Annotated in this window: 10 protein-coding genes; 1 reads left to right on the top strand and 9 read right to left on the bottom strand. The window is 66.6% G+C overall.

Annotated elements, in window-relative coordinates:
- The first annotated feature begins 4 nt into the window (after window positions 1-4).
- The gene (locus tag QPR87_RS04390; RefSeq protein WP_285048530.1) at window positions 5-1,510 is read left to right on the top strand and encodes a fumarate hydratase; all 1,506 of its coding nucleotides are present in this window, start codon (window positions 5-7) and stop codon (window positions 1,508-1,510) included.
- Between the two features lie 45 nt (window positions 1,511-1,555).
- Here the strand turns inward: QPR87_RS04390 and QPR87_RS04385 are convergent, their stop codons facing one another.
- The 9 genes from QPR87_RS04385 to QPR87_RS04345 form a co-directional block, all read right to left on the bottom strand.
- Complete coding sequence (locus tag QPR87_RS04385) at window positions 1,556-2,878, bottom strand: TRAP transporter large permease (protein WP_285048529.1); 1,323 nt, start codon at window positions 2,876-2,878, stop codon at window positions 1,556-1,558.
- Window positions 2,875-3,507 carry a TRAP transporter small permease gene (locus tag QPR87_RS04380; RefSeq protein ID WP_011750352.1) on the bottom strand — a complete coding sequence of 211 codons (633 nt, stop codon included), beginning with the start codon at window positions 3,505-3,507 and terminating at the stop codon, window positions 2,875-2,877. Before QPR87_RS04380 ends, QPR87_RS04385 begins: the two co-directional genes overlap by 4 nt.
- Before the next feature lie 55 nt (window positions 3,508-3,562).
- A complete protein-coding gene (locus QPR87_RS04375) occupies window positions 3,563-4,570 on the bottom strand; it encodes a TRAP transporter substrate-binding protein (protein WP_285048528.1) in 1,008 nt (335 codons plus the stop codon).
- A 460-nt stretch (window positions 4,571-5,030) separates the two neighbouring features.
- Window positions 5,031-6,338 carry a GTPase HflX gene (hflX, locus tag QPR87_RS04370; RefSeq protein ID WP_285048526.1) on the bottom strand — a complete coding sequence of 436 codons (1,308 nt, stop codon included), beginning with the start codon at window positions 6,336-6,338 and terminating at the stop codon, window positions 5,031-5,033.
- Window positions 6,339-6,572 carry an RNA chaperone Hfq gene (gene hfq, locus QPR87_RS04365; protein ID WP_010394165.1) on the bottom strand — a complete coding sequence of 78 codons (234 nt, stop codon included), beginning with the start codon at window positions 6,570-6,572 and terminating at the stop codon, window positions 6,339-6,341.
- Window positions 6,573-6,652: 80 nt separating this feature from the next.
- A complete protein-coding gene (locus QPR87_RS04360) occupies window positions 6,653-8,275 on the bottom strand; it encodes a potassium transporter TrkG (protein ID WP_011750355.1) in 1,623 nt (540 codons plus the stop codon).
- An 8-nt stretch (window positions 8,276-8,283) separates the two neighbouring features.
- Window positions 8,284-9,660 (bottom strand): Trk system potassium transporter TrkA, encoded by a 1,377-nt coding sequence (gene trkA, locus QPR87_RS04355; protein WP_011750356.1) that lies wholly within the window; start codon window positions 9,658-9,660, stop codon window positions 8,284-8,286.
- 333 nt (window positions 9,661-9,993) lie between these two features.
- The gene (gene ntrX, locus QPR87_RS04350) at window positions 9,994-11,382 is read right to left on the bottom strand and encodes a nitrogen assimilation response regulator NtrX (protein WP_011750357.1); all 1,389 of its coding nucleotides are present in this window, start codon (window positions 11,380-11,382) and stop codon (window positions 9,994-9,996) included.
- A complete protein-coding gene (locus QPR87_RS04345) occupies window positions 11,379-13,637 on the bottom strand; it encodes a sensor histidine kinase NtrY-like (protein WP_011750358.1) in 2,259 nt (752 codons plus the stop codon). Before QPR87_RS04345 ends, ntrX begins: the two co-directional genes overlap by 4 nt.
- Between the last annotated feature and the right edge of the window lie 69 nt (window positions 13,638-13,706).

The following is a 13,706-nucleotide window of genomic DNA, read 5'->3' as shown; positions in this document are numbered from 1 at the left end:
AGCCATGCCCGCGATCACCGAAGGCCATGTCATCGACAGCGTGGCCGACGCCCTGCAATTCATATCGTATTACCATCCGCGCGATTTCATCCGAGCGATGTCGGCGGCATGGGCGGCCGAGCAAAGCCCGGCGGCCAGGAACGCCATGGCGCAGATCCTGGTCAATTCCCGCATGGCCGCGATGGGGCACCGGCCGATCTGCCAGGATACGGGCGTCGCCAACATCACCGCCCGGATCGGCGTGCGGGCGCAACTGGACTGGGACCGGCCGCTGCAAGAGATCGTGGACGACGCCGTGCGCCGGGCGTATCGCAACGATGCCAATCCGCTTCGCGCCTCGGTCGTGGCCGATCCGTTCGGGCGGCGGCGCAACACCGGCGACAATGCCCCGGCCATGCTGCATGTCGAGATGGTCGCCGGCACCTCGGTCGAGTTCGACGTCTCGGCCAAGGGCGGCGGTTCCGAGAACAAGACGAAATTCGCGGTCCTGAACCCCTCGGCCGATGTCGCCGACTGGGTGGTCGGGACGGTCGAGGCGATGGGCGCGGGCTGGTGTCCGCCGGGCATCCTGGGCCTTGGCATCGGCGGCAGCGTGGACAAGGCCATGGTCATGGCGAAACAGGCCCTGAACCAGCCGATCGATGCGACCGAGCTGCGCACGCGTGGCCCCGCGACCCCCGAGGAGGAGCTGCGGCTGGAGATCATCGACCGGGTCAATGCGCTTGGCATCGGCGCGCAGGGCCTGGGCGGCATCACGACGGTCCTGGACGTGAAGGTTTGCAGCTTTCCGACCCATGCCGCCTCGCTGCCGGTGGCGCTGGTGCCGAACTGCGCGGCGACGCGCCATGTGCATTTCACGCTGGACGGATCCGGGCCGGCGCGGCTGGTTCCGCCCGATTTGTCCGACTGGCCCGAACTCGACTTTCGCGACGCCTGGAAGGACGCCCGCCGCATCGACCTGGACCGCCTGACCCGCGATCAGATCGCAAGCTGGCGGCCGGGCGAGACCCTGCTGCTGTCCGGGCGCCTGCTGACCGGGCGCGACGCCGCCCATCGCCGGATCGAGCAGATGCTGGCCGAGGGCAAGCCCCTGCCGGTCAGCTTTCACGACCGTGCGATCTATTATGTCGGCCCGGTCGATCCCGTCGGCGGTGAGGTGGTCGGGCCGGCCGGTCCCACCACCTCGACCCGGATGGACCGCTACAGCGACATGATGCTGGAAACGCTGGGCGTGTCGGTGATGATCGGCAAGGCCGAGCGCGGCCAGGAGACGATCGAGGCCATCGCCCGGAACGGCGCCGCCTATCTGGTCGCGGTGGGCGGCGCGGCCTATCTGGTCTCGCAGGCGATCCGCGAGGCACGCGTGCTGGGTTTCGAGGATCTTGGCATGGAGGCGATCCACGAATTCACCGTCAGGGACATGCCGGTCACGGTGGCGGTGGACGCGCGCGGCACCTCGGTCCATGCCAGCGGCCCGCGGCAATGGCGGATGCCGCCGCCCCGGGCGTGACGCGAAGGGACCGCTTTCGCAGCCCCTTCCTGTTCAGAACCGCAGTCAGAACCCAAGCAGGTTCGGCAACAGCAGGGTGATGGTCGGTATGTATGTGATCAGCGCCAGGAAGATCAGCGCGGTCAGCAGCCACGGAACCACCGCCACCGATACCTGCGTCAGCCCCAGCCGGGAGATCGCCGAGCCGACATAGAGGTTCAGGCCCACCGGCGGGGTGCAGAGGCCGATCTCCATGTTCACCACCATCATGATGCCGAAATGCACCGGGTCGATGCCCAGTTTCGCGGCCACCGGGAACAGGATCGGCGCCATGATCAGCACGATGGCCGACGGCTCCATCACCATGCCGATGACCAGCAGCATGACGTTGACGACCAGCAGGAACCCAACCCAGCCCAGGCCCAGGTCGACGATCCAGGCCGACAAGGCCTGCGGGATCTGCTCGGACGTCAGGATGAAGGCGAACATCACCGCATTGGTGATGATGTAGAGCAGCATCGCCGACATCGCGGCCGAGTTCAGCAGCACGCGCGGCACGTCGCGCAGCCTGATGTCCTTGTAGACGAAGACGGCGATGAAGAAGGCATAGACGGCGCTGACCGCGGCGGCCTCGGTCGGCGTGAACAGGCCGCCATAGATGCCGCCCATGATGATGGCGATCAGCATCAGGCCCCAGACCGACTCGCGAAAGGCCTTCCAGCGGTCGCGCCAGCTTGCGCGATCCAGGCGGGGATAGCCGTTGCGCCATGCCCGCCAGACGGTCGTCACTCCGAACATCGCCGCCAGGAGCAGCCCGGGCACGACGCCGGCGATGAACATCTCTCCGATCGAGGGGGCCATCACCTGCGCGCCATCGGGGCCGGTCACCATCATGCCCGAGGTCGCGACCGAATACATCACCATCACGATCGACGGCGGGATCAGGATGCCAAGGCCGCCTGCGGTCGCAACCGTCGCCACGCCGAACTTTGCCGGATAGCCCATCTGCACCATGGCGGGGATCATGATGGACCCGACCGCCATCACCGTCGCCGGGGAGGAGCCCGAGATCGCCGCGAACATGGCGCAGGACAGCACCGCCGCCAGCCCCATGCCGCCATACCAGTGCCCCACCATCGAGGTCGCGAAACGGATCATGCGCCTGGCCACGCCGCCATGGGTCAGGAAGTTGCCGGCCAGGATGAAGAACGGGATCGCCATGATCTCGAACTTCTCGATGCCGGTGAACAGCTTCAGCGCGATGCTGTCCATGGGGATGCTGGTGAAGCCGAACAGGAAGGTGAACACCGTCAGCCCCAGCGCGATCGAGACCGGCATGCCGGTGATCAGCAGCACCGACAGGATGAGGAAAATGATCAGCGCGGTCATCCGTGACCTCCCTTGGCGATATCGTCGGCCTCTTCCTGCACGCCTTCGACCGAGCCCATATCGTGATGGGCGACATGGCCGGTGGTCAGATACAGCCACAACGCCTGAACGAAGCGAAAGCACATCAGCGCCGAGCCGACCGGAACGGCCAGATAGACGATCCACATCTTGATCTCGAGATCCGGCGAGATCTGGCCGCCCTTCCAGGTGTGATAGACGAAATCCGTCCCGATCCAGGCAATGATCGCGGTAAAGATGATCCCGCCCGACATCGCGACGACGGTCATGGCCTTCTGCGCGGTTCCCGTCAGGCTTTGCACCAGAAGATCGACGCCGACATGGATGCCGATGCGCACCCCATAGGCCGCGCCGAACTTCGCCATCCACACGAACAGGTAGATGCAGGTCTCTTGCGCCCAGGTCAGCTTGAGCGAGTTGATCCATCTGAAGATCGACCGGGCCGTATCCTGCAGCCCGGGCATATCGTGGGCACGGGCCCAACCGACCAGGTCGGCGGCGGTGCCCAGCGAAAAGCGATGAACGACCGCAACGAAGATCAATGCGACGGCAAGGGCCATCAGCACCGAGATCAGGATTTCTTCGAAGCGGTCGAGGATGCGCAGAATCATAGCAAACCCCTCGTATGAAAAGGGGACGCGCTTAGGCGTCCCCTATTTGCGGCCGTCACTCGATCCCGAGTGCGGTATAGGTTTGCCGGATAAGATCCGCACCGACCCGCTTTGCCATGCTCTCATGCACGGGCTTGAGCACCTCGAACCATTCGGCCCGCTCTGCCTCGGTCATGTCGTGGAATTCGGTTTTTCCGGCATCGCGCATGGCTTGCAGGGCGGTGGCGTTCTCATCTTCGGCGATGTCATTGGCATAGGCCGTCGCCTCGGCCATCGCCTTTTCCAGATTGGCGCGCACGCCCTCGTCCAGCCCGTCCCAGAACGCCTTGTTCACGATGACGGCATAGCCGATATATCCGTGGTTGGAGACATTGCCGTATTTCTGCACCTCGTTGACGCGCTGCGTATAGGTGTTCGACGGCGTGTTCTCGGTCCCGTCCACGACGCCGGTCTGCAACGCCTGGTAGACCTCGGAAAAGGCCATGACCTGGGGCACGGCGCCAAGGGCCTCGAACTGCGCCTCCAGGATCTTCGAGGACTGGATGCGCATCTTCAGGCCCAGGAAATCGTCGGGATGGACCAGCGGCGAATTGGCGGTCATGATCTTGAAGCCATTGTCCCAATAGGCGAGCCCGATGATGCCCTTGGCCTCCAGTTTCCCCAGCAGGGCATCGCCGATCTCGCCCTCGGTGATCTTGCGCAGGTCGTCGCGATCCTTGAACAGCATGGGCAGGTCGAACAGCTCGAATTCCGGCACGCCCAGCGGCCCGAACTTGGCAAGCGACGGCGCCAGCATCTGCACCGCACCCAGCTGCAGGGCCTCGAGTTCTTCCTTGTCCTTGTAGAGCTGGCTGTTGGGATAGACTTCGACCTTCACCGCGCCGTCGGTATACTGCTCCGCCAGTTCCTTGAACCTGACGGCCGCCTTGCCCTTCGGCGTATCGGGCGCGACGACATGGCTGAACTTGATGACGATGGGGTTCTGCGCCAGTGCCGGCATGGCGGTGGACAAGGCGATGATGGCGGCCCCAGCCATTGCGGCAAAACTGCGACGAGTAAACATGAACTTCCCTCCCTGGTGCCGCATCGGCGATGCGGGCGTTCTCCTCACCGGCTGGCGGGCTGCGCTGTCGAAGCCTTCCTCGCAGGCATCCCTGGCCGGACAGGGTCGAGGATGCGCATAGCGGAACAGATACATCAAATATATGATCCGTATATCAGTCATATAATTATGATATGCCAGTTCGATCCTCTCGTGAGGGGATGCCATTCCCATCAGGGCCTTGGACCGCGCCGGCAGAGGCCGGGCGCGACATATCCGCACGCTGCCGATAGTGCCGTCACGTCCGGTTCCCAAGGCTTCCCGCTCTCGGTTTCCTCTCACCTGACCAGCAGATGCCGACCACCGGCGGAAAGGTCCGAGCCGGCCCGGAACATCTGCACGATCCTGACGGCACAGAGGATGCCCGGCGGCAGGGAGATTGCCCAACCGTCCAGCCCGACGTCACGCCGCGCGAGCGCCGTCAAAGCGCTTGGAAGGCCGCCTTCTGCCGATCCGTCCAGCGCAGGTGCAGGCGCACGCCATCCTCGGCCACCTCTTCGGCGGTGATCACGCCTTGCTCGTGCAGCCAGGCCCGGCGCCGCCCGTCCGAATGCGGCAGCACCAGTTCGGCCTCGCGGCGCGGCTCATCCAGCGCCTCTGCCAAGCGCGCCTCGATGGCGGCCAGCAGCGTATCCAGCCCCTCGCCCGACAGCGCCGAGATCGCCTGCACGCCTTGGGTCCGTGCGTCGGTGCGCTGAAGTGCGGCGCGGGTCTCCGGCGAAAGCGCGTCGATCTTGTTCCAGACCTCGATCAGCGGCACGTCCTCTTCGACGCCCAGCGAATCGAGGATCTCGCCGACATCCCCCGCCTGCTCCTCGGTCTCGGGATGGCTGATGTCGCGCACATGCAGGATCAGGTCGGCCGCCAGCACCTCTTCCAGCGTGGCGCGGAAGGCCGCGACCAGCTCATGCGGCAGGTCCGAGATGAAACCCACCGTATCGGACAGGATCACCCGGCGCCCACCGGGCAGCGTCAACTGCCGCATGGTCGGGTCCAGCGTGGCGAAAAGCTGGTCCTGCGCCAGGACCTCGGCCCCGGTCAGACGGTTGAAAAGCGTGGACTTTCCGGCGTTGGTATAGCCGACCAGCGCGACGATCGGATAGGGCACCTTGGCACGGGCCTTGCGGTGCAGCTCGCGCGTCTTGACCACGCGCTCGAGTTGGCGGCGCAGGCGCACCACCTGCTCGTCGATGGCGCGGCGGTCAGCCTCGATCTGGGTCTCGCCGGGGCCGCCGACGAAGCCAAGCCCGCCACGCTGGCGTTCCAGGTGGGTCCAGGCCCGCACCAGCCGCGTGCGCTGATAGGCCAGCGCCGCCAGTTCCACCTGCAAGACGCCCTCGCGCGTCTGCGCCCGGTCGGCAAAGATCTCGAGGATCAGCCCGGTGCGGTCGAGGATCTTGACGCCCCATTCCTTTTCCAGATTGCGCTGCTGGACCGGGGTGACCGGCCCGTCGATCAGCACCAGCTCGGCCCCCTCGCCCCCGGCGGCGGCCTCCAGGTGCTGGCCGATCTCCTCGCGCTTGCCCTTGGAGAACAGCATGCCCGGATCGGGATTGCGCAGCCGTGCCACTTCGGCCCCCGTCACCTCGATGGCGGGCAGCGCGTGGGCCAGCGCCACGGCCTCTTCCAGGGCCAGATCCGGCGAACGGCGGGTGCGCGAATTGCCCAGATCGGGATGGATCACATAGGCCCGGGTCGGGCGTTCGCGGGTTTCCGTCGGTTCGGCCAATCAGTCCTCGCCCTCATAGAGGCTGATCGGCTGCCCCGGCATGATGGTCGAGATGGCGTGCTTGTAGACCAGCTGCGACTGACCGTCGCGGCGCAGGAGCACGCAGAAATTGTCGAACCAGGTGATGACGCCCTGCAATTTCACACCATTGATAAGAAAAATCGTAACCGGAACCTTGCCCTTGCGCACATGGTTCAGAAAAGCGTCCTGGAGGTTCTGTTTGTCGCCGGCCATTCGGGGCACCTTGTTCTTTCTTATCGCGGGTTTTCAAGACTTAGGCGAGCGGGCAGCGGCTTGCAAGCATGTGATCCCGCCTAGCGACGCCAATATTCCGGCGAGACCAGCGCCAGGATCGCCAGCGTCTCGACCCGGCCGACGATCATGGCCCCGGCCAGCACCGCCTTGGTCAGCCCCGGAAGCCCCGCCCAGCCTGCCCAGGGGGCGCCCGCCATGCCGGCCGAGCCCTGGAAGGTCGGCGTCAGCGGAATGGCACCGGCAAGCTGGCCGGTATTGGTGAGCGCCGCGATGGACAGGATGGTCGCCGAATCGAATTCGATGCGTTGCAGCGAGATCAGCATCACCGTCACGGCGATGGAACTGGCGAAAAGCATGAAGAAGATGAAGGCGAGATAGGCCCCTTCGCGCCGCAGCCGCCGCGCCATCAGCCCGCCGCCGCCGACCGAGGCAGGATGCACGATCCGCTCCAGCTCGCGTTCGGAATGCCGCGCCAGCGCATAGACCCGCAGCAGCTTGACGCCGCCCGCCGTGGTGGCGACGCCCCCACCCATCATCGCAAGCCCCGCCAGCATCAGGCCGGGCGAACTGAGCCCCGACCAGTTGCGCGCGCCCTGCCATTCGACCGAGTTCCAGCCGGTCGTGGTGAGGTAGCTCAGCCCGTTGAAGATACCGCCCCAGGCGGCCGAGGCGGCGCTGTCGAGCGTGTCCAGGACCCCCTTGGCGCCGGTCGGAGAGACGCCGATGGCGCCGACGAAATGCCGCGCGAACAGCACGGCCGAGATCAGCAGCACCACGCCGGCCGCCATGCGCAACTCGGGATCGCCGACCCAGCTTTCGCTGGCCTTGAGCTCGCCGCCGCCCGGCCAGAAGCGGCGCGATAGTGCCGGGATCAGGAACAGGAAGATCACCACCTCGCCGGCGATGCCGCTGCCCTGCCCGGCCGGGCCCGTGACCGGGCTGATGCCGCTGGTCGAAAGCGTGCCCATGGCGCGGGTCAGCGCCACCAGCCCGGTCTCGCCCAGCATCAGAAGCAGCATCCACATCGACAGCGTCAGCCCGGCATAGACCGGCAGCACCACCCGCCCCGCCCGCATCACCCGATGCACCGGATCGGCCAGTTCGGTCTGGAAGGCGGGATGCGTCAGCGGGGCCAGGGCGTCCGGCCCATCGGCCGAGCGCGGCAGCCGCTCGAACCGCTCGCTGCGGCCATAGGGCGAGGACATGATCTCGAAGCCCCCGACCCGCAAGGGCGCGAGCAGCGCGATGGCCGCGACCAGCATGAACAAGCCCCCCAGCCAGCCGACGATCGCCCGCCACAGGTGCAGCGGCGCCGGCAGCAGATCGGCCGAGTAAAGCGAGGCCCCGGTCGTGGTCAGGCAGGAGATCATCTCCCACCAGGCGTTGAAGAAGCCGGTATCGGGCAGGGCCAGGGCAAAGGGCACGGCCAGCATGGCCGGCAACAGCACCATGGTTCCCAGCATGGTCAGAAGCACGCCGCGCGCCCGCAGGCCCTCGGGCCGGTCGGCCGTGGCAAGGCCCAGGATCGCGGCCAGGATCACGAACAGCCCCGCCGTCCCCAGGAAGATCGAGCCGATCTTGTGGCTGTCCAGCGCATGCGCATACAGCCCCGGCAGCACCATGGCCAGCGCACCGATGGCCCCCAGGATCACGATCAGCGGCAGGCGCAGCAAAAGCCCCATCCCCGGCCTCAGAAGAAGTCGATCGAGACCTGAAGCAGGCGCTCGACCTCGGGAATGTCGGAGACGAGCGCGAAGATCACCACGATGTCGCCCTCTTCGATGCGCAGGTCGCCCGTCGGCTTGACCACGCGCTCGCCCTTGCGCACGGCGCCCATCAGCGCGCCTTCGGGAAACTCGATGTCGCGCACCGCCCGGCCCGCGATGGGCGAGGTCGAAAGCACCTGCGCCTCGATCACCTCGGCCTCGGCGTCGCCGATGGAATAGATGTCGCGCACCCGCCCGTGCCGGATATGGCGCAGGATGGTCGAGACGGTGCTGGCGCGCGGGTTGATGAAGGCGTCGATGTCCAGGGGCTCCATCAACGACATCAGCGTCGGGTCGTTGACCAGCGAGATCGCGAGCTTGGCGCCGGCCTGCTTGGCGCGCACGGCGGCAAGGATGTTGGTCTTGTCATCATCGGTGATGGCCAGAACCGCGTCGGCGCGCGGCACGGCGGCCTCCTCCAGCAATTCGGCCGAGAGCCCGTCGCCATTGAGCACGATGGTGCGGTTCAGCGCATCGGCGGCATCCTCGGCCCGGGCACGGCTGCGCTCGATCAGCTTGACGCGGATGCGCTCGGGACGCGCTTCCAGCGATTGCGCGACGGCCAGGCCCACGTTGCCGGCGCCGATGATGACCACGCTTTCCTGCTTGGCCATGGGCTTGCCGAAAATCTCCAGCGTGCGCGCGACGTCTTCTGTCAGGGTGAAGACATAGACCTGGTCGCCCTCGAAAAGCTGGTCGCCCGGCTCGGGCGCGAACAGCTTGCCGCCGCGCCGCACCCCGGCCACGACGGCACTGAGACTGATGAACATGTCGTTGAGCTGGCGCAGGGGCGTGTTCAGCACCGGGCTGTCGGGCTCGAGCGAGATCCCCAGAAGATGCAGCCGCCCCTCCAGAAAGGTCTCGGCATCGAAGGTCGAGGGCGCCGAAAGCCGCTGCATCGCCGCCCGCGCCACCTCGCGCTCGGGGCTGATGACCACGTCGATGGGCAGGTGATCGGTGCGGTAGAGATCGGAATAGATCGCGTCCAGATAGGCCGAACTGCGCAGCCGCGCGATCTTGCGCGGCACCTGGAAGACGGAATGGGCCACTTGGCAGGTGACCATGTTGACTTCATCCGAATGGGTCGCAGCAATGATCAGGTCGGCGTCGCGCGCGCCCGCACGGTCCAGCACGTCGGGATGGCTGGCGAAGCCGGTCACGCCCTGCACGTCCAGCGCGTCGGTGGCCCGCCGGATCAGCTCGGCATTGGTGTCGATGATGGTGACATCGTTGCGCTCGCCCGCAAGATGGCGCGCGATATGCCAGCCGACCTGCCCAGCACCGCAGATGATGATCTTCATTCCGACCCCGGTTCATGCCCTTGGTGAGACGCGATCCTAGCGCGAGGCGCCAGCGACCGATACAGGGAAAACGCCGGCGCGAGCGCTGCACCGATGGCGCCGGCCGAACGATCGCATGAGTATTTATGGAACGAAGAAGCCGTTAAGCACTCCTTAATCTTTAGCGATCAGAATGGCCGCGCGGTACAGGCTGGAGAGCCGATGACCGCGAACGGAGAAGTCGCCCCGGCCATTTGGCCAAAACCTGTCCTGCCTGAACCGCGGGGGTGGCCGGGGCGCAACGCTTCGGCTTCTTCGTTCTTCAAATACTCATGCGACGGTGCGGCTCGCGCGTCATTTCCCCATCATCTCCTCCTCGACGCGCATGCCGCCGACGACGCCCAGCGACTTGAGCTTGCGATGCAGGGCCGAGCGCTCCATACCGACGAATTGCGCCGTGCGGCTGATATTGCCGCCGAAGCGGTTGATCTGCGCCAGCAGGTATTCGCGCTCGAAAAGCTCGCGGGCCTCGCGCAGCGCCAGGCTGGTGATCTGCGGGCCGAGCGCTAAGGCCTCGCTGGTGCCGGCGCTGCCATTCTGGCTTTCCAGTTCCGAGGGTTGGATCGGCCCGGTCCCGTCGCCCAGGATCAGCACGCGCTCGATCACGTTGCGCAGCTGGCGGATATTGCCCGGCCAGTTCATCGCCTGCAGCGCAGCACTGGTTTCCTCGGGCAGGGCGCGCTGCGGCAGGCCCTGGCTGGCGTGGAACAGTTCGATGAAATGCGTGGCCAGCATCGGGATGTCGTCGCGGCGCTCCGCAAGCGACGGCACCGCCACCGGCACCACGTTCAGCCGGTCGTAGAGTTCCTGCCGGAAGCGGCCGGCGGCGATCTCGGCCGCAAGGTCGCGATTGGTCGAGGAAATCACCCGCAGGTCCACCCGCACCTTGTCGGTGCCGCCGGCGCGCTGGAACTGCTGCTCGGTCAGCACGCGCAGGATCTTAGGCTGGGTGCCCAGCGGCATGTCCGCCACCTCGTCGAAATAGATCACCCCGCCATGCGCCTGCTCCAGCAGGCCCGGCTCGATGCCGCGTTCGGCGGTCTCGCGGCCGAACAGCACCTCCTCCATGTGCTCGGGCTCGATGGTGGCGCAGGGCACGGTGACGAAGGGCTCGCGCGCCCGCGGGCTCTGGGCGTGGACATAGCGCGCGGCGATCTCCTTGCCCGCCCCCGGCTCGCCGGTCAGCATCACCCGGCCGTTCGATTTCGCCACCTTGTCGAGCTGTTCGCGCAGCCTGCGGAAGGGCGCAGAATTGCCCAGCATCTCGGCCGCCCGTGCCTCGCCGCGCTTCAGCGTCGCGTTCTCGCGGCGCAGGCGCGCCGTCTCCATGGCGCGGCGGATCACCACCAGCAACTGGTCGATGTTGAAGGGCTTCTCGATGAAGTCGTATGCGCCCTGCTTGATCGCCGCCACCGCGATCTCGATATTGCCGTGGCCCGAGATGATGACCACCGGCACGTCCGGGTTGTTGCGCTTGACCTGCTTGAGAATGTCGATCCCGTCCATCTTGCTGTCCTTGAGCCAGATGTCGAGGATCATCAGCGCCGGCTCTGCCGCGTTCAGTTCGGCCACCGCCTGGTCGGAATTGGCGGCGAGGCGGGTCGAGAAGCCCTCGTCGCGCAGGATGTCGGAAATCAGTTCGCGGATGTCCCGCTCGTCATCGACAATCAGAATATCGCTCATTTCAGTGTTTCCTGCTCGTGTTTGTGGCGGCGCGCGGACAGGCGCACCGGCTGGCGCTCGCGCGGCAGACGGATCTCGGCCATGGCACCGCGGCCCTCGGGGGCATCGGTCAGCATCAGGCTGCCGCCGTGCTCTTCGACGATCTTCTTGACGATCGGCAGGCCGAGGCCGGTGCCGCCGGGTTTCATCGTGACGTAGGGTTCGAACAGCCGGGTGCGGTCGTCCGGCAGGCCGGGACCGTTGTCGGTGATGCGGATGGCAACGGAATCCGGGGCCACGCGCAGCTTGACATGGACCTGGGGAGTCCAATCTTCCGGTGGATTTTCCCGCAACTCGTCAATGGCCTCCCCGGCATTCTTCAACAGGTTCGTAAAGACCTGCCGCATCATGCCGGCATCGGCATCGACGATCACCGGCTCGTCGGGGATGTCCGAGACCAGAGCCCCTTGCAGTGCGTCGCGCTGCATCAGTTCGGCATCGCGCAGCAGCTTGGCGATGTCGGTTTCCTTGCGGTCCGGCTCGGGCATGCGGGCGAAGCGCGAGAATTCGTCGACGATCCGGCGCAGGTCGTTGGTCTGGCGGATGATGACCTCGGTATATTGCTCCAGCGCCTCGCGTTCCTCACCGGCGATGGGGCCGAACTTGCGCTTCAGCCGCTCGGCCGAAAGCTGGATCGGGGTCAGCGGGTTCTTGATCTCATGCGCCACGCGGCGGGCCACGTCGCCCCAGGCCGCCATGCGCTGCGCCGAGACCAGGTCGGTCACGTCGTCCAGCGCCACCACATAGCCCTCCAGCCCGCCGGCCGCGCCGCGGCGGATCGCCATGCGGACCAGCAGGCTTTCCACCCTGCCCTCGCGCGTCAGGCGGATCTCGTCCTGCACCGATTCATTGACCGACTGCGCCAGCCGTTCGAAGAGCGGCGCGAATTCCGGCACCGCCTCGGACAGCAGCCGGTCATGCGCCGTCGCCGGGTCCAGCCCCAGGAGCCGGGTGGCCGAACGGTTCAGGAAATCGATCTCGCCCGCCGCATCCAGGCCGATCACCCCGGCAGTGACCGAGGACAGCACGGAATCGAACAGCCGGCGCTGGTCGTCGGCGGCTCGGTAGCTTTCGACCAGTTCCTGCCGCTGTTGCTTGAGCTGCCGGGTCATGCGGTTGAAGCTTTCGCCCAGGGTCTGGATCTCGTCGCCCGTGTCGGGCGCAGGTATCTGGAAGTCCAGGTTGCCCTCGCCCACCTGCTCGGATGCCTCGGCCAGCCGGCCGATGGGCCGCGACAGCCGGTCGGCGAACCACAGGCCAAGCCACATCGCCGCCGCCACCAGAAGCAGCGCAAACCCAAGATAAAGCAGGGAAAACTCGAACAGGACCCGGCCGCGCTCCTGCTCCAGCCGCTGATAGTCGCCGACGGTCTGCCGGGTGTCGTCCAGCAGGCCCAAAAGGCTGCCATCCACGTCGCGGGTGACGTAAAGGTAGCGATCGGCCAGCGGCACCAGCGGCACCAGGGCGCGGAACTCGTTGTTCTGCCAATCCTCGATCAGCACCAGCCCGCGGGTCGCGGCCTCGTCGAACTGGACGGGCGAGGGCTCCTCATACCAGAACTGGTAGCTGCGCTCGCCGCGCGCGCGGATCGTGCCGCGGCCGTCGATGACATAGGCTTCGCGCAGGCCGCGCTGGATCAGCGCCTGGCCCTGCCCCAAGAGCAGCCGCAACTCGCCATCGTCCAGCATCGGGTTCTGCCGCGCCGCCTGGGTCAGCGCGCCCGCAAGCAGCTTGGCGTCGTTGGTCAGGTCTCGGCGATGCTCATCCTGATAGGCCTCGGCCGCCGCCAGCGAGGTCGAAACCACCTGCTGCACCCGGTTCGAGAACCAGCCCTCCAGCCCGATATTCACCGTCAGCCCGGCGAACAGCGCGACCAGCACGGTCGGCACCAGCGCGATGGTGGCAAAGACGCCCACCAGCCGCATGTGCAGCCGCGAGCCTGCGGCCGACTTGCGCCGCGCCGCGACGATCTGCGCCATGCGCGCCACGACAAGCCCGGTCAGCACGATCAGGTAAAGCAGGTCCGCCAGCAGCACCAGCCGCAGCACCGTGCCGCCCGAGGTTGAATCGGCAAACGGCCCCATCACCGCAAAGGTCAGCCCGGCCAGCGCCGGCCCCAGCAGGGCGAGGCCAAGCGTTGCGGTATTGCGATAGAGCCGCAGGCGCCGCAGCCGTGCGACGCGTTCCCATGTGCCCTTGGACAGCGTTCCCGCCACCTTGCCCGTCCTCACGGTTTCGCCGCTGTGTCCGCGGCCGTTCTGTGGCCGTTCAGCGACTCTCGCAAG

Source organism: Paracoccus sp. SSJ, from assembly GCF_030234105.1.
GTDB lineage: Bacteria > Pseudomonadota > Alphaproteobacteria > Rhodobacterales > Rhodobacteraceae > Paracoccus > Paracoccus denitrificans.
The sequence above is the reverse complement of the archived record's forward strand: the minus strand, read 5'-3'. Positions and strand labels throughout refer to the sequence as shown.

Coding starts and splice junctions, on each gene's coding strand:
- trkA (WP_011750356.1), bottom strand. CDS start 9,660: ATGAAGATCATCATCTGCGGTGCTGGGCAGGTCGGCTGGCATATCGCG.
- ntrX (WP_011750357.1), bottom strand. CDS start 11,382: ATGAGCGATATTCTGATTGTCGATGACGAGCGGGACATCCGCGAACTG.
- hfq (WP_010394165.1), bottom strand. CDS start 6,572: ATGGCCGGCGACAAACAGAACCTCCAGGACGCTTTTCTGAACCATGTG.
- QPR87_RS04385 (WP_285048529.1), bottom strand. CDS start 2,878: ATGACCGCGCTGATCATTTTCCTCATCCTGTCGGTGCTGCTGATCACC.
- QPR87_RS04380 (WP_011750352.1), bottom strand. CDS start 3,507: ATGATTCTGCGCATCCTCGACCGCTTCGAAGAAATCCTGATCTCGGTG.
- QPR87_RS04375 (WP_285048528.1), bottom strand. CDS start 4,570: ATGTTTACTCGTCGCAGTTTTGCCGCAATGGCTGGGGCCGCCATCATC.
- QPR87_RS04360 (WP_011750355.1), bottom strand. CDS start 8,275: ATGGGGCTTTTGCTGCGCCTGCCGCTGATCGTGATCCTGGGGGCCATC.
- QPR87_RS04390 (WP_285048530.1), top strand. CDS start 5: ATGCCCGCGATCACCGAAGGCCATGTCATCGACAGCGTGGCCGACGCC.